The sequence below is a fragment of the Nocardia sp. 852002-51101_SCH5132738 genome (assembly GCF_001665695.1).
Classification (GTDB): Bacteria; Actinomycetota; Actinomycetes; order Mycobacteriales; family Mycobacteriaceae; genus Nocardia; species Nocardia nova.
The window spans coordinates 49101-65115 of the sequence record NZ_LZML01000146.1; the positions used below are offsets into that span (position 1 = coordinate 49101).

13 protein-coding genes are annotated in these 16015 nt (G+C 68.6%); 5 read left to right on the plus strand and 8 right to left on the minus strand.

The window, feature by feature from the left end; genetic code table 11:
* Window positions 1-19 precede the first annotated feature (19 nt).
* From A5789_RS21620 to A5789_RS21630, 3 genes are all read right to left on the minus strand, one after another.
* Window positions 20-685, minus strand: coding sequence for a DUF3239 domain-containing protein (locus A5789_RS21620; RefSeq protein ID WP_063017066.1), 666 nt, complete (start codon window positions 683-685; stop codon window positions 20-22).
* Between the two features lie 70 nt (window positions 686-755).
* Window positions 756-2414 carry a DNA repair helicase XPB gene (locus A5789_RS21625; RefSeq protein ID WP_063017064.1) on the minus strand — a complete coding sequence of 553 codons (1659 nt, stop codon included), beginning with the start codon at window positions 2412-2414 and terminating at the stop codon, window positions 756-758.
* Between the two features lie 151 nt (window positions 2415-2565).
* Complete coding sequence (locus A5789_RS21630; RefSeq protein ID WP_063017062.1) at window positions 2566-3156, minus strand: GNAT family N-acetyltransferase; 591 nt, start codon at window positions 3154-3156, stop codon at window positions 2566-2568.
* A 66-nt stretch (window positions 3157-3222) separates the two neighbouring features.
* On the opposite strand from A5789_RS21630, the gene A5789_RS21635 reads away from it, so the two are divergent.
* Complete coding sequence (locus A5789_RS21635; RefSeq protein WP_063017060.1) at window positions 3223-4164, plus strand: sigma-70 family RNA polymerase sigma factor; 942 nt, start codon at window positions 3223-3225, stop codon at window positions 4162-4164.
* A 36-nt stretch (window positions 4165-4200) separates the two neighbouring features.
* Here A5789_RS21635 and A5789_RS21640 read toward each other — a convergent pair whose 3' ends face one another.
* Window positions 4201-4401: a hypothetical protein gene (locus tag A5789_RS21640; RefSeq protein ID WP_030513254.1), complete on the minus strand. Its 201-nt coding sequence runs from the start codon at window positions 4399-4401 to the stop codon at window positions 4201-4203.
* Window positions 4402-4630: 229 nt separating this feature from the next.
* Between A5789_RS21640 and A5789_RS21645 the strand changes: the two genes are divergently transcribed.
* A complete protein-coding gene (locus tag A5789_RS21645; protein WP_064905285.1) occupies window positions 4631-5800 on the plus strand; it encodes a pyridoxal phosphate-dependent aminotransferase in 1170 nt (389 codons plus the stop codon).
* Window positions 5801-5869: 69 nt separating this feature from the next.
* Here the strand turns inward: A5789_RS21645 and A5789_RS21650 are convergent, their stop codons facing one another.
* From A5789_RS21650 to A5789_RS21660, 3 genes are all read right to left on the minus strand, one after another.
* Entirely contained in the window at window positions 5870-6958 is a 1089-nt protein-coding gene (locus tag A5789_RS21650) for a 3-deoxy-7-phosphoheptulonate synthase (protein ID WP_064905287.1), read from the minus strand.
* A 288-nt stretch (window positions 6959-7246) separates the two neighbouring features.
* On the minus strand, window positions 7247-7717 hold the full coding sequence (locus A5789_RS21655; protein WP_030513251.1) for a carboxymuconolactone decarboxylase family protein: 471 nt from the start codon (window positions 7715-7717) through the stop codon (window positions 7247-7249).
* A gap of 121 nt (window positions 7718-7838) precedes the next feature.
* Window positions 7839-8720, minus strand: coding sequence for an oxidoreductase (locus tag A5789_RS21660; protein ID WP_030517480.1), 882 nt, complete (start codon window positions 8718-8720; stop codon window positions 7839-7841).
* 164 nt (window positions 8721-8884) lie between these two features.
* On the opposite strand from A5789_RS21660, the gene A5789_RS21665 reads away from it, so the two are divergent.
* Complete coding sequence (locus A5789_RS21665) at window positions 8885-10537, plus strand: (2,3-dihydroxybenzoyl)adenylate synthase (RefSeq protein WP_064905289.1); 1653 nt, start codon at window positions 8885-8887, stop codon at window positions 10535-10537.
* A gap of 74 nt (window positions 10538-10611) precedes the next feature.
* Here the strand turns inward: A5789_RS21665 and A5789_RS21670 are convergent, their stop codons facing one another.
* Window positions 10612-11991: a salicylate synthase gene (locus A5789_RS21670; RefSeq protein WP_064905292.1), complete on the minus strand. Its 1380-nt coding sequence runs from the start codon at window positions 11989-11991 to the stop codon at window positions 10612-10614.
* A gap of 177 nt (window positions 11992-12168) precedes the next feature.
* Between A5789_RS21670 and A5789_RS21675 the strand changes: the two genes are divergently transcribed.
* Both A5789_RS21675 and A5789_RS21680 read left to right on the plus strand, forming a co-directional pair.
* Entirely contained in the window at window positions 12169-14547 is a 2379-nt protein-coding gene (locus A5789_RS21675) for a glycerol-3-phosphate 1-O-acyltransferase (RefSeq protein WP_082940867.1), read from the plus strand.
* Window positions 14544-15992, plus strand: coding sequence for an HAD-IB family hydrolase (locus A5789_RS21680; protein WP_064923329.1), 1449 nt, complete (start codon window positions 14544-14546; stop codon window positions 15990-15992). The genes A5789_RS21675 and A5789_RS21680 overlap by 4 nt, the downstream gene beginning before the upstream one ends.
* The last annotated feature ends 23 nt before the right edge of the window (window positions 15993-16015 follow it).

The following is a 16015-nucleotide window of genomic DNA, read 5'->3' on the forward strand; positions in this document are numbered from 1 at the left end:
GCCGGAACCGCCACACACGTCACCCGCGCAGTTCCTCGGGCAGTTGCTGCGGATCCAGCAGCAGCCGTTGGGAATCGACGCGGCCCACTTTCTCGGCGAGGCCGAGATTGTCGGCCAGCAATTTCCATTCCACATCGCTGATCGCGGTCCGGGCGCGCTCGATCACGCCCAGGTCGCGGGTGCCCCAGGCGATCGGCATGGCGCTCACCGCTTGGCGCAGATCGCCGACCGACCGCGGCGCGCGATCAGCCCGCACGGTCACCGCCGGAACCTGCTCCCCCGCGTCGGTGTCGTGCCCCGGCAGGGCACGTACGACGCGGGTGATCAGCGCGTAGCGCGGCACGGCGCCGGGTTTGGCGAGGTTCACCAGCGCGAGCAGCGTGATCCCCTTCGGGTGCCGTCCCGACACCACGGCCGGGACCAGCTCGCCCTCGGCGTACAACTTCTCGATGCGCGAGCGGTACGGCGTCCACAGCGCCACGAACAGCGCGGTGATGGTCGCCAATGCGAAGGCCACCGCCAGGAGGAACGAATACGGGTGATTGAGCCAGATCAGCCCCGCGGTACCGAGGCCGAGCACGATGGCCGCGGTGAAGGCCAGGATCCGCAGCCGCCGGATATCGCGGACGACTTCGTTCACCGCCCGGGCATGTTCGCGGTCGACCGCGAATTCGAAGCGTCGCACGTGTCAAATCCTCACATCTGTCCGGCAGCGGTAACCCAGCGGCGCGCCCACCGCGGCCCGATCGGCTGCCCTACCCGATCGCCGGGCCCAGCAGATCGTCCGCATCGGTGATGCGATAGGCATACCCCTGTTCGGCAAGGAAACGCTGGCGGTGGGCCGCGTATTCGGCATCCAGCGTGTCACGTGCCACCACCGAGTAGAAATGCGCCTGACCACCGTCGGACTTCGGGCGCAGCAGCCGGCCCAGACGCTGGGCCTCCTCCTGACGGGAACCGAAGGTGCCCGAAACCTGCACGGCCACGGACGCTTCCGGCAGATCGATGGAGAAGTTCGCGACCTTGCTGACCACGAGGACCGGGATTTCACCGTTGCGGAAAGCGTCGAACAGCGCCTCACGCTCCTTGGTGCGGGTCGAACCCTGAATGACCGGAGCGTTGAGGTGTTCGCCGAGTTCGTCGAGCTGATCGAGATAGGCCCCGATCACCAGGCTGGGCGCGTCGCGGTGCCGGGCCAGGATGGATTCGACGACGGGGAGTTTGGTGCGCGCGGTGGAGCAGAGCTTGTAGCGTTCCTCCGGTTCCGCGGTGGCGTAGGCCATGCGTTCGGCTTCGGTGAGGGTGACCCGTACCTCGATGCAGTCGGCCGGCGCGATCCAGCCCTGGGCCTCGATGTCCTTCCACGGCGCGTCGTAGCGCTTCGGACCGATCAGCGAGAACACGTCGCCCTCGCGGCCGTCCTCGCGCACCAGCGTCGCGGTGAGCCCGAGCCGGCGCCGCGACTGCAGGTCGGCGGTCATCCGGAACACCGGGGCGGGCAGCAGGTGGACCTCGTCGTAGATGACCAGGCCCCAGTCGCGGCTGTCGAACAGTTCCAGGTGCTTGTATTCGCCCTTGGTCTTGCGGGTGATCACCTGATAGGTCGCGATGGTGACCGGGCGGATCTCCTTGCGCTCGCCGGAGTACTCCCCGATCTCTTCCTCGGTCAGCGAGGTGCGGGCGAGCAGTTCTCGCTTCCACTGCCTACCTGCCACGGTGTTGGTGACCAGGATCAACGTCGTCGCCTGGGCCTTGGCCATCGCGGCGGCGCCCACCATGGTCTTGCCCGCCCCGCAGGGCAGCACCACCACACCGGAACCACCGGCCCAGAACGAGTCGGCGGCCAGCTCCTGATAGTCGCGCAGATGCCATTCGTGCGTGGCGAAGTCCAGATCGATGCGATGCGCCTCGCCGTCGACGTAGCCGGCGAGGTCCTCGGCGGGCCAGCCGATCTTCAACAGCATCTGTTTGATCCGCCCACGCTCGGACGGGTGCACGACGACCGTGTCGTCGTCGATGCGGGCGCCGAGCATAGGCTGAATCTTCTTGTGCCGCAACACTTCTTCCAGCACGGCGCGATCCAGGCTCACCAGCACCAGGCCGTGGGCGGGATGCTTGACCAGCTGCAACCGCCCGTAGCGGGCCATGGTCTCGACCACGTCGACCAGCAGCGGCTGCGGCACCGCATAACGCGAATAGCTGACCAGCGCGTCGACGACCTGTTCGGCGTCGTGCCCCGCCGCCCGCGCGTTCCACAGCGCCAGCGGCGTGACCCGGTAGGTGTGCACGTGCTCGGGTGCGCGTTCGAGTTCGGCGAACGGCGCGATCGCCTGCCGGGCCGCATCGGCCTGCTCATGGTCGACCTCGAGCAGCAGGGTCTTGTCGCTCTGCACGATGAGCGGTCCGTCCGTCACGGCACCTCCTCCAGATTCTCGGGCCGGCCCCCTGCGCCCCCTGCGCACGAGGAATACGTCCCACATTGTTGCCGGGACCCCCGACAAACCTTCATCAACCCTACGCGAGCTGGGCAGATGTTCGCTGTGAGTGCACTCGCAGCCGGACGCGTCAGAGCGCCGATCCGGACCCGCGCAGGGGCGGCCAGTCGGTGGCCGGCTCCGGCGGGTCGCCGGCCAGCCGCCCGGCGACCCAGGAATCCCTGCGCACGCCGCGCTGCACAGCCGCCCCACGCAGCAGCCCTTCGTAGTGGAAGCCGGTCCGCCGCACCACCGCGGCGGAGGCGAGGTTGCCGACGAACGCCCGCCACTCGATGCGGGCCAGGCCGAGCCCCTCGGCGGCGAAAGCGAAATCACAGACCAGCCGGACGCTGCGGGTCATCAACCCGCGCCCGCGCACCGCGTCGCTGAGCCAGAAGCCGATCTCGGCGGCCCCGGGCTGCGGCCCGGCCTCGAGGCCGACCATGCCGGCCACCGGCCCCTGCGCTGCCGTGCGCACGGCCCAGACCGGACTGCGGGCCGCCCACCCGGGCGCGACGATATCGGTCAGGAATCCCACCGCGTCGGCCCGCCGATACGGCACCGGCACCGTCGTCCACTCCGGGATCGACGGCTGCCGGCAGCACGCGACGATCGCGTCGATATCGGCCTCGGCCGGGCGCGACAACCACACCGTCCCGTCGGTCAGTTCACAGTCCTCCACGGCTTCATGCTGGCACGCAACCCAGCGGTGGCCCAGCGGATTTCCGGCGACCGTAGAATCGGACCAATGGTTGCCGCGTTGCTCGCCGATTTGTTCGAATCTCATCGGGCGCATCTGCTCTCGGTGGGCTATCGGCTGACCGGCAGCGTGGCCGACGCCGAGGACGCGGTGCAGGAAAGCTGGCTGCGGCTGGCCACCACCCATCAGTCCGAGATCGAGGACCTGCGCGCCTGGCTGACGACCGTGGTCAGCCGGATCTGCCTGGATCGGCTGCGCAGCGCCGCCTTCCGGCGGGAAAGCTATGTGGGACAATGGCTTCCGGAGCCGATCGTGACCCGCGTGACGCCCTCCAGCCTGCCGGATCCGCTGGAATCGGTGGTGCGCAAGCAGGATTGCCGTTTCGCCGCGCTGGTGGTCCTCGACACCCTGACGCCGCCGCAGCGGGTGGCATTCGTATTGCACGACGGGTTCTCGGTGCCGTTCGACGAGATCGCCGAACTGCTCGAGGTGACGCCCGAGGCGGCCCGCCAGCTCGCGGTCCGGGCCCGGAAATCCCTGGCCGCGGCCCCGGAACCGGTATCGGACACCGAACATCTGGCCGCCGTCCAGCGACTGCTCGAGGCGCTGTATTCCGGCGATGTGGCGGCGGTCGTCGCGGCCCTGCATCCGGATTCGGTGTTCATCGGCGATACCGGCGGCACCGCGAAGACGGCGGCGCGGGCGATCGTCGGCGCGGACAAGATCGCGCGGTTCGTCCTCGGGCTCATCCGGATGTATCAGGTGGAACAGGCCGAACTCTCGCCCACCGGTTCCGATCGATTCGAATTCGTCGGCGTCAACGGCCAACTCGGGTTGCTGCTGCACGAGCGCGCTCCGCGCAACGGTGCGCCGGGATCACCACCGCGCGTGGTCGGCTTCACCGTCCGCGACGGATTGGTCTGGGGCACTTACGATGTCGCCAATCCCGCGAAGCTCGGCGGCATTCGCCTGCCCCGGGATCCGGCGTAGCCGCCGGAACGCATCGAGCGTCCCGGCGGCTCGTGACTACGGAGTGGACGAACCGGTCCACATGTCCGGGGTGCTCGAACCGAGTCCCCAGTTGCCCGTGGACGATCCGGTACCCCAGTTCGGCGTCGAGGATCCCCAGCCCCAATCGTTGCTGAAGATGTTGTGCAGGGTGTCGTTGATGTATCCGAGGACCGTTCCCGCCGCCGGATGCAGCAGAAGGTCGAGATAGGAGGCCATACATCGCCCCTTTCGAGCCACCACCGAAGTGGTTGTGAGATAGAACACGGGGAGGCTAGCTGTCACCAGGAAACCGCACAACCATGCAGGTCAGAAGCCCGAATGAAATGTGAAACATAGCCTTTCGCTATCGCACCGCAACCGTAGCGAACGGGCGGCAAGCATCGCCCCGATCCCCGGCCCGGGGTGTGCGCCGCGGGCACGACGGCGGTATCGCTACGTTGGGACCATGCCAGCCATCCCCACCGTCGCCCGCCTGCGCCCGTTCCGCGCCACGATCTTCGCGGAGATGACCGAGCTGGCCGTGCGCCACGACGCGATCAACCTCGGCCAGGGATTCCCCGATTCGGACGGCCCGGCCGCGATGCTGGAGGTGGCCCGCACCGCCATCGCCGACGGACTGAACCAGTACCCACCCGGGCGCGGGATGCCCGTGCTGCGCTGGGCGATCGCGGCGGACCGGAAGCGCCGCTACGGGGTGGACTACGACGTCGAATCGCAGGTCGTGGTCACCGTCGGCGCCACCGAGGCGATCGCGGCGGCGGTGCTGGGCCTGGTGGAGGCCGACGAGGAGGTGGTGCTGATCGAGCCGTACTACGACTCCTACGCCGCGGTGGTCGCCCTGGCCGGCGCCACCCGCCGCACCGCGCGGCTGGTGCCGGACGGCAACGGATTCGTCCTCGACCTGGACAGCCTGCGCGCGGCGATCACGCCGAAAACCCGCATGCTGCTGCTGAATTCGCCACACAACCCGACCGGCGCGATCCTGTCCCGGGCCGACCTCGAGGCGATCGCGGAGCTGGCTCGCGAGCACGACCTGATCGTGGTCTCCGACGAGGTGTACGAACATCTCGTCTACGACGGCAACACCCACATCAGCATCTCGACGCTGCCCGGCATGGTCGAGCGCACGATTGTGATCTCCAGTGCGGCCAAGACTTTCAGCGTCACCGGCTGGAAGATCGGCTGGGCGTGCGGCCCGGCACCACTGATCGACGGGTTGCTGGCCGCCAAGCAGTTCATGAGCTTCGTCGGTGGCGGGCCGTTCCAGCCGGCGGTCGCCTACGCCCTCGAACACGAGCAGCAGTGGGTCGCCGATCTCCGTGACAGCCTGTCCGACAAGCGCATTCGGCTCTCGGAGGCACTGGCCGATGCCGGATTCCGGGTCAAGCGCAGCGATGCGACCTATTTCGTCTGCGCCGATATCAGCCCGTTGAGTTCGGCCGACGCACTGGTCTTCTGCCGGGAGCTGCCGCAGCGGCTCGGCGTCGTCGCGGTCCCGATCGAGGTGTTCGCCGACGACCGCGAATCGTGGAACCGCCTGGTGCGCTTCGCATTCTGCAAGCGGGACGACACACTCGACGAGGCGGTCCGCCGTCTGCACGCGGCCCACGTGTGATCGGCGCGGCGCACGATCGAGCGGTCACCTTCGCCCCGAGCCGCGAACGAAGGTGACCGCGAGCCTGTCTCAGCCGCGGCGCCGGGCCACCGCGTCGGCGAGGCGGTCCAGCTGCGCCGCCGTGGTCTCCCAGTCCAGGCAGGCGTCGGTGATCGACTGGCCGTAGGTCAGATCGTCGGCGTGGCCGAGGGTGAGGTCCTGACGGCCGGCGACCAGGAAGCTCTCCATCATCACACCCACCACCGCGCGGTCACCCGCGGCGATGCGCTCGGCGATATCGGTGACCACGTCGACCTGCTTGTTGTGGTCCTTGTTGCTGTTGCCGTGGCTGGCGTCGACGACCACTCGCTGCGGCAGCCCGGCCTTCTCCAGGCGCAGGCAGGCCTCGGCGACGGAGGCGGCGTCGTAGTTCGTGCCGGCGCTCCCGCCGCGCAGGATCACGTGGCAGTCCGGGTTGCCGCTGGTGCGGATCAGCGCCGAGCGACCGTCGAGGTCGGTGCCGGGGAAGACGTGGCTGGCCCCGGCCGCGCGCACCCCGTCCACGGCCACCTGCACATCACCGTCGGTGCCGTTCTTGATCCCGACCGGCATCGACAGCGCGCTGGAGAGCTGCCGGTGCACCTGGCTGGCCGCGGTGCGCGCGCCGATCGCACCGTAGGAGACCAAGTCCGCGATGTACTGCGGCGTGATCGGATCGAGGAATTCGCAGGCCACCGGCAGTCCGAGACCGGTGATGTCGACCAGCAGCCGCCGCCCCAGTCCGAGACCGGTGTTGACGTCGAACGAACCGTCCAGATGCGGATCGTTGATCAGGCCCTTCCACCCGAGCGTGGTCCGCGGCTTCTCGAAGTAGACCCGCATCACGATGTGCAGACGATCGGAGAGTTCGGCGCCCTTGGCGGCCAGGCGGCGCGCGTAGTCGAGAGCGGCCTCGGGGTCGTGCACCGAACACGGACCGACGACGACCATCAGGCGGTCGTCGGCGCCGTCGAGGACTTTCACGGTGGCGGCGCGGCCGGCCCGCACGGTGTCGGCGAGCGCATCGTCGATCGGATGCTCGCGGCGAACCTCGGCGGGCGAGAGCAGGGGACTGATACTCAGCGTGCGCTGATCGTCGAGGTCACTGTGTGAGGCATCGACATCGGCTGCGGTGGTCATGATGGGTTCCTTTTCTCAGGCCGACCCACCGAACGAGATCCCGTGGAGCCGGTCTGCAATCCGGCTCGGGGTGGGAGAAGGTCAGCGCGGGTCACCGACCGACCCACCCGGGGCCGGCTTGGTAAACCAGAAATACGCGCGCTGCACGAGGGTGACTGTACCAGGGGCGCGGCGGGAGTGGATTCGACCGGGTGGCCGGACGTGACGGTCCCCACAGGCGCGGCGGACGCGACGGGGCCCGGCCGGGATCGAACGATCCTGTGCCGGGCCCGAATTCGCGTGCGGCGGTCAGAACATGCCGGGCTCATAGGTGCCCGCCGGGGTGCCCGCGATGACGTTGAGCCGGTTGTAGGCGTTGATCAGCGCGATCAGCGAGATCAGGGCGCCGATCTGCTCGTCGTCGTAGTGCTTGCGCACCTGCTGCCAGGTCTCCTCGCTGATGCCGCGGTGGACATCGGCGAGGCGGGTGCCTTCCTCGGTCAGCGCGAGCGCGGCCCGCTCGGCATCGGTGAACACGATCGCCTCTCGCCACGCGGCGACCAGGTTGAGCCGCACCGAGGTCTCGCCCGCGGCGGCCGCATCCTTGGAATGCATATCGGTGCAGAAGCCGCAGCCGTTGATCTGGCTGGCGCGCAGCTTGACCAGTTCCTGCGTCGCCTTGGGCAGCGGCGAGTTGTCCACGACCTGGCCGGCGTTACCGATCCGCTTGACGAACTTGGCGGCGATCTCGTTGCTGAACAGAGCGAAACGGGGTTCCATGACCATCCTCCTGTACACAGTGAGCCGCGCTTCGCGGCGTCGCTACACAGAGATGACGGCGCAGCACCCACCCGGTGTGACATCCGCGGAAGTGATGCCGATCACACCGATTCGAAGCGGCTCAGCGGCGGGCGAACGAGTAGGTCACGTCGGTGAGTTGTTCGGACAGGTCCCAGAGGCGGCGGGCGGTGACCTCGTCGCGGGAGGCGGCCGAGGAGCCGCAGCGCTCGGGATAACCACGCAGGCCGCCCAGGTGGGTCGGGCCGTAGAAGGCGCCGGGTTCGACCTTCGCAGTGGCGGCGTAAAGGCTTGGTAGCGCGCCCATTTCGGCCGACTGGGCGAGAATCCGGTTGCCCAGGGCCATGATCGCGTCCAGGAACGACTCCGTATGCGATTGCAGTTCGGTGCTGGCGTAGCCGGGATGGGCCGCGACCGAGACCTTCGGCGAACCGGCCGCGGACAGGCGGCGCTGGAGTTCGTAGGCGAACATCAGATTCGCCAGTTTCGACTGACCGTAGGCACGCCAGCGTTCGTAGCGCCGATGCTGGTAGTTCGGATCGGCGAGGTCGATGCGGCCGATCATATGGGCGCCGCTGGATACCGTGACGACGCGATCGGAGATCTTGTCGAGCAGCAGTCCGGTCAGCGCGAAATGGCCGAGATGGTTGGTGCCGAACTGCATTTCGAAGCCGTCGGCGGTGCGGCGCAGCGGCAGGGCCATCACGCCGGCGTTGTTGATCAGCACATCGGCGCCCTCGATCGTGCGCGCGAATTCGCGAATCGAGGACAGGTCGGCCAGGTCGAGCCTGCGCACCTGCACCCGTTCGCCGATGGTGTCGGCGACCGCCCGGGCCTTCACCTCGTCGCGGCAGGCCATGATCACCTGCGCACCGGCCTGCGCCAGGGCCCTGGTGGTGGCCGCGCCCAGTCCGCTGTTCGCGCCGGTCACGATGATCGTGCGACCGCTCTGGTCCGGAATATCGGAGATGTTCCAACCGCTCACCCGCACGAGTCTAGGCGGGCACCGGCCGCTCCGCGCTGTTGTCGCGAGCCGGGCCGTGGCGTTTCGGGTCGCCCGTGACGCGACACGACCTCACCTGATATAGGGTTGCCTAACCTATCTAAGGCAGCTCGACACTGCGCAGCTCGACCGGTGAGGCGTTACCCGTGACTTCGATATCCCCCGCTCAGCAGGACCTGCTCGACGGTTACGTACCGTATCCGGCCGAACTCGCCGAAACTTATCGGGCCGCGGGCTACTGGCGCGGCGAACCGCTGGGCGAGCTGCTGCGCGACGCCGCCCGCCGCGGGCCCCGGCGTCCCGCCCTGCACACCGAGAGCGGGCCGATCGACTATGCCGAACTCGATCGCCGCGCCGATCGCGCGGCCCACGGGCTACTCGCCTTCGGACTCGAGCCCGGCGACCGCGTAGTGGTTCAACTGCCCAATGTGACCGAATTCGTGGAGGTGCTGTTCGGGCTGCTGCGCGCCGGGATCGTGCCCGTACTGGCCCTGCCGGCGCATCGGCAGGCCGAGATCGAACATCTGACCCGGCTGTCGGGGGCCGCCGGCTACATCGTCGCCGACAAGGCCGGCGACTTCGACTACCGCGAACTGGCGGCCGCGGTGGCCGCGCGGGTGCCGTCGTTGCGCACGATCTTCGTACTCGGCGATCCCGGCGACTACGTCGATCTGCGAACGATTGCGCGCGAAGGCGATTCGCTGCCGGAAGTCGATGCGTCCGGTATCGCGGTGATGCTCGTTTCCGGCGGCACCACCGGCCTGCCGAAACTCATCGCCCGCACCCACGACGACTACCACTACAACGCCCGCGCCGGCGCCGAAATCTGCGCACTGAGCTCCGACGACGTGTACATGGCGACACTGCCCGCCGCACACAACTTTCCGCTCTCCTGCCCGGGCATTCTGGGCGCGGTCGCCGCGGGCGCGTCGGTCGTCATGCTGGCCGACCCGAGCCCGGAGAACGCGTTCGCGACCATCGAACGCCACGGCGTCACCGTGACGGCGGTGGTCCCGCCGCTGGCCCAATTGTGGTGTGCCGCGGTGGAATGGGAGGAGGCCGACCTGTCCAGCCTACGGCTGCTGCAGGTCGGTGGCGCGAAATTGGCCGAGGTCAATGCCCGCGAGGTGACTCCGGCCCTGGGCGCGACCCTGCAGCAGGTGTTCGGCATGGCCGAGGGACTGATCAACTACACCCGCCTCGACGATGCCGAGGAAACGATTCTGATCTCCCAGGGCCGCCCGCTCTCCCCCGCCGACGAGGTCCGCGTGGTCGACGGCGAGGGTAACGACGTCGCACCCGGCGAGGAGGGCGAACTGCTCACCCGTGGTCCGTACACCATTCGCGGCTATTACCGTGCGCCGGAACACAATTCCCGCGCCATCACCCCCGACGGCTACTACCGCAGCGGTGATCTGGTGCGGCAACTGCCGAGCGGGCATCTGATCGTCTCGGGCCGGATCAAGGATGTGATCAATCGCGGCGGCGAGAACGTCTCCTGCGACGAACTCGAGGAACACCTGCTGGCCCATCCCGCGGTCCGGCACGCGGCCGCGGTCGGACTGCCCGACGCGGCCCTCGGCGAAAAGGTCTGTGCCGTCCTGGTGATCGACGGCGAGATGCCGAGCCTGGCCGAGATCAAGGAGTTCCTCACCGCTCGCGGCCTGGCGACCTACAAACTGCCCGACCTTCTCGAACAGGCCGACGCGCTGCCGTTCACCGCCGTCGGCAAGATCGACAAGAAGGTGCTGCGGGCCCGCTACGACACGCAGACCGCGACCGCGCCGAACCGAGCCTGACCGCCGTACCGAACTCTCGTCCCACGGCCCCTCCGGTACGAGAAAGCCCGGCGGTAGGTCCCGCCGGGCTCGTTCTATCGGGCTTCGACGACGTAAGGCGCTACGCTGCCCAGCTTTTCGCAGGTCTCGGTGAATTCGCGCTCCGGGCGCGACTGGGAGACGATGCCGGCTCCGGCGCGCAGCCAAGCGCCCTCCGCGGTCTGGTAGATCGCCCGCAGCACCAGCGTGGCCTCCAGCGCGCCGCCCGGCGAAACGGTCACCACCGCACCGGAATAAAGGCCGCGGGCGTCGTGGTCGAGACGGAACACCGCGTCCACGCCGGTGCGCTTGGGGATACCGGAGGCGGTCACCGAGGGGAACAGCATTTCCAGCGCATCCCAGGCGCTCTTGCCCTCGGCGAGGGTGCCTCGCACGGTGGAGGCCAGATGTTGCACACTCCCGCGTTCGCGCACCGCCATGAAATCGGAGACGGCGGTGCTGCCCGGCTCGGCCACCGCGGCGATCTCGCCGAACGAGGTCTGCACCGAAATGGCGTGCTCGACAATTTCTTTCGGATCACCCACCAGCTCTTCGCGCGCGGCGACATCGGCCGTCTCGCCGCGACCGAAGGCGCGGGTGCCGGCCAGCGGCTCGGTGGTCACGACCCGGTGGCGGTCGACCGAGGCCACCAGCTCGGGACTGAATCCGGCCGCCTCCAGGCCGCCCAGTCGCAACAGGAACGAGCGCGCGGGCGTGTTGTTGGCGCGCCCGAGCCGATAGGTCTGCGGAACGTCCACGGGGAAGGGCAGATCCACCTTTCGCGACAGGATCACCTTCTGATACCGCCCGTCCCGGATCTCGTCGACCGCCTCGAGGACCCGGCCGCGATAGTCGGTGGGATCGATGGTGACATCCACCGGCCGCGCCGACGCCGGAGGTGTCGCACTCGCCTGCGCGATCAGTTCGTGGATCTCCGCGGTCTCGCGGGGCGTCGCACCGGACACCCGCACGCCGGAGGCGTCGATGCGCACCTCGATGCGCGGAATCATCAGCTGCGCGAGGGTGGTTCGGGCCGGAACGTGCGCATCGGCGCCCAGCGCCCAGGCGCAGAATTCGAATCCGATCCAGCCGTAGGCGTTGCGACCCCACAGCGGCAGCGTGGCCAGCGCCGCCTCGATCACCGCGGCCGGGCGGCCCTGCCACGGTTCGACGGTGGACCGGCCCTCCCATTCGACACGCAGTTCGCCGGAGTCCAATTCGATGCTGCCGATCGGATCGGCGGCGAACACCCAGCCGTCGGGCCCCTCGTAACCGACGTACTCGCCGAATCGGTCGGCCGCGGCGAGCGCCGCCATGGCGTCGGCGGGTGCGATCGCCGACGCCGTGCCCGTCACCTCCGCCCCCGTTGCCAGCTGCCCCGTCGCCCCCGGATCGTCCCCGTAACCGTTTCGCACCCGCTCGTCCGTGGTCGACACCGTTCCTCCAAGGTTATGCTTACCTAACTACAAGAGGTGAGGTTAGCATTACCTGTCCTTTTCGGTATTGTGCCGGAGCACACATCGGAATCGCTTTGCGAGCGTCATGGTCAACTTCCTGCGCGAATATGCTTCCGCGAGCTTGAATGGTGGAGCGCCGTCGAGGAGGGGCCCGCCATGATCGATCACGCTGCCGGCAATCCGGCTCCGAGTACCGCGAAGGATCTGCCGCGCTCGGCCGTCGCCCTGGTCGACGCGGTGTCGCCGGTGGAACGCGAATTGATCGGCGGCTGGCTCGCCGAGGGCGGGATCGCCGCCGAACTCGGAATCGACGCTCCCGTCACGCAGATCGACCTGGACGCCGCCGCTATCGCCGCCCGGCTCGTCGGCCGCCGCGACGACCCGCTGGTGATCCCGATCCGGGTGCTGTGGCTGCCGCCCGAACGAGACGGCGTGCGACGCACCACCTTCGCCGATCTGGCGCTGCTGAGCAATCCGCGCCGGCCCCACCGGCTGCTGCAGCGCCGGCTGGTGGACAAGGCGCCCGACCGGCATCTCATTCTCACCGGACAGCCCGCACGGCTCAGCGATCTGCGTACGAACAACCCCGGGGCCGCCGAAAGTTCGGAACCGTTCGCGCGGGCGATCGTCCGTGCGGGCACGGTGGCGCTGGAACGCGCCGAACGATCGGTGATCGGCGACCGGTACAAGGTTCCCCGGATGGTGGTCGAGGAGATTCTCGACTCCCCAGACTTCCTGCGCCGCCTCGACACGATCGCCACCGAAACCGGAACCGAACCGCGCGAGGTGTACCGCCGGGCCGAGAAGGCGCTGCGCGAACTCGTGGCCGCGCAGAGCCGGCTGATCTCGGATCTGTTCACCCAGGCGATGCGGCCGGTGCACGCCTCGGCCTGGAGGATCGACTGCGACCGGTCCGGGCTCGCGGCACTGCGGCGCCTCAATCGCAACTACCCGCTGGTGTTCCTGCCCTCGCATCGTTCCTATGTCGATGCCTTCGTCCTCGGTGACGCGCTGGCGCGCAACGACTTTCCTCCCAACCACGTGATCGGCGGCGCCAATCTCGGTTTCTGGCCGATGGGGCCGATCGCGCGTCGCACCGGCACCGTCTTCATTCGCCGCAGCTTCGGCGACGACGAGATCTACAAGGCCGTGGTCGAGGAGTACTTCGCCTATCTGCTCGCCAAACGCTTCAATCTGGAGTGGTACTTCGAGGGTGGGCGCACCCGTACCGGGAAGTTGCGCCCGCCCCGGTTCGGACTGCTGAACTACCTGGCCTCGGCCATCCGTTCGCGGCGCATCGATGATGTGATGCTGGTGCCGGTGTCGATCACCTACGAACGGCTCAACGAGTTGGGATCCATTGCGACCGAACAGGTCGGCGGCGCCAAGAAGCCCGAGGGGCTGACCTGGCTGGCCCGCTACATCCGCAGCCAGCAACATTCCGCCGGGCGCGTCTACGTCCGTTTCGGCGCGCCGCTCTCGGCGCGCGACCGGCTGGCCGCCCACGGCGATCCGATGCAGCCGATCGCGGAATCGCTCGCTCCGGATCCGGAAGAAGTGTCGGACCGGCAGCGCAAAGCCGTGCAGCGCTTGGCTTTCGAGGTGGCGGTCGGCATCAACGCGGTCACTCCGGTCACGGTCAACGCGCTGGTGACGCTGGCCCTGCTCGGTGTGCACGAGCGCGCACTCACCCTCGGCGAGGTGCGCCAGACGCTGGAGCCGGTCCGTGGTTACATCTCACGCCGCGCGCTGCCGACCGGCGAGTTGGATACGCTGCGCGACGATCAGGGTCTGGCGGTGGTTCTGGAACAGCTGTCGCTGGCCAAGGTGGTGACGGTGTACCGGGGCGGGCTGGAACCGGTGTATTCGATCGAGGCCGGCGCCCATCTGGAAGCCGCGTTCTATCGCAACAGTGCCGTGCACTGGTTCGTGAACCGGGCGATTCTGGAATTGGCGATTCTGGAGGTGGCCGACCAGCAGGCCGGCGCCGCACCCGGTATCGAGGCCATCTGGGATGCCGCCTACCGGCTGCGCGATCTGCTCAAATTCGAGTTCTTCTTCCCCGACCGGATCGAATTCGCGGCCGAGATGAGCGCGGAGATGCTCCTGGTGGACCGCGATTGGGAGCAGCGCGGCAGTGCCGCGGAACTGGTCTGCGCGCTGGCCGATTCGGGATTCATCATGGCGCACCGCGTGGTGCGCTCGTTCTTCGATGCCCAGCTCGTGGTGGCCGAGCGCCTGGCCGCCGCCGATCCGGCCGCACCGCTGGACCGCAAACAGTTCATCGACGAATGCCTGGCCGTCGGACGCCAGATGCTGCTGCAGCAGCGGCTGCACAGCACCGAATCGGTATCGTCCGAATTGTTCTCCAGTGCGGTGAAACTCGCCGAGAACTACGGTCTGCTCGATCCGGGCACACCGGATCTCGCGCGGCGTCGCCGCGAGCTGGCCGACGAACTGCGCACCATCGGCGCTCGCATCTCCCGTGCGGCCGCTCTCGATCCGTCCAGCCGCGCACCGCAGGGGACAGTGTGAACCTTTCCGAAGCGATTTCCGCCATCCGGACCGGGCCGCAGGGCCCGCGAGTGGCGGCCGTATTCGACTTCGGCGGAACGGTGGTCGCGGGCTTCGCTCCCGCCGCCGCACCGCTGCGCCTGCTGCGCGGACGCGACTCGCGCCGGGCACTGACCGACACGCTGCTGTACAGCATTCGCGGTTCGCGGACCGAGGGTGAGTACGAGCGCTTCCTGCAGCGCCTCGCCCGAGTGTGGGCGGGCCGTACCGAGGAAGAGCTCACCGAACTCGGCGAACAACTGTTCCGCAGCACCGTCTACGGGCACGTGTATCCCGAAGCGTGGCAACTCGTCCGGGAGCACGAGGGGGCCGGGCACACGGTGGTGATGGTCACCAGCCTCACCCGTTTCCAGCTGCTACCGGTGGCCCGGGAACTCGGGGTGGACCACGCGCTCTACACCGCGATGGCCACCGCCGACGGCGTCCTCACCGGCTTCACCGAGGGAAAACCGCTGTGGCGCAACGAGAAGGCCGCGGCGGTACGGCGCTTCGCCACCGAACACGATATCGATCCCGCCGACAGCTACGCCTATGCCGACGCGGCCCCCGATATCCCACTGCTGGAAACCGTCGGCCACCCGGTCGCGGTCAATCCGGGACCGCGCATGTCCATGACCGCCGGTGAACGCGACTGGCCGACCCTCACCTTCAAGCCGCGGGAACCGGCCCGCGTCACCGACTTCGCCCGTACCGCGGTCGGTTTCACCGGGCTGCTCAGCGGCGCCGCCTTCGGGGTCGCCTCCCGCGCCGCCACCCGCCGCCACCGGGCGATGGCCGACGCCATGATCGCCACCGCCGCCGACACCACCCTGCGCACCACGGGCGTACGGGTGCGGGTGGTGGGCGCCGAGCATGCCCGGCAGCCGCGTCCGGCCGTCTTCCTGTTCAATCACCAGAGCCAGTTCGACATGGTGGTGCTGGCCGCGGTGCTGCGTTCGGGATTCACCGCGGTGGTGAAGAAGGAGGTCACCACCAACCCGGTCTTCGGCCCGCTGTTGCGATTCGCCGAGGCCACCTTCATCGATCGCTCCGACACCACGAGTGCGAAGGCGGCGTTGGAACCGGTCGTCGACACCCTGCGTGGCGGGCTCTCGCTCGTGGTGGCGCCGGAGGGCACACGCTCGATGACGCCGCGGATCGGCCCCTTCAAGAAGGGCGCCTTCCATATCGCGATCGAGGCCGGGGTGCCGATCATTCCGCTCGTCATCCGCAACTCCGGCGAAATCGCCTGGCGGAATTCGGCGATCGTGCGCAAGGGCACGGTGGATGTGGCGGTCCTGGCACCGATCGATGTGAGCGGCTGGGATCCGCAGCACATGGACGCCGACATCGCGCGCGTGCGGCAGCTGTTCATCGACACGCTGCTGGACTGGCCGGACGATGCGGCCGTGGAGGCAGTGCCCTAGGTGCCGGACGCCCCCAGCCCCCT

What these genes read in the sequence shown, in the direction of transcription:
- A5789_RS21635 (WP_063017060.1), top strand. Translation starts at nt 3,223, where the DNA reads ATGGTTGCCGCGTTGCTCGCCGATTTGTTCGAATCTCATCGGGCGCAT.
- A5789_RS21640 (WP_030513254.1), bottom strand. Translation starts at nt 4,401, where the DNA reads ATGGCCTCCTATCTCGACCTTCTGCTGCATCCGGCGGCGGGAACGGTC.
- A5789_RS21645 (WP_064905285.1), top strand. Translation starts at nt 4,631, where the DNA reads ATGCCAGCCATCCCCACCGTCGCCCGCCTGCGCCCGTTCCGCGCCACG.
- A5789_RS21650 (WP_064905287.1), bottom strand. Translation starts at nt 6,958, where the DNA reads ATGACCACCGCAGCCGATGTCGATGCCTCACACAGTGACCTCGACGAT.
- A5789_RS21655 (WP_030513251.1), bottom strand. Translation starts at nt 7,717, where the DNA reads ATGGAACCCCGTTTCGCTCTGTTCAGCAACGAGATCGCCGCCAAGTTC.
- A5789_RS21675 (WP_082940867.1), top strand. Translation starts at nt 12,169, where the DNA reads ATGATCGATCACGCTGCCGGCAATCCGGCTCCGAGTACCGCGAAGGAT.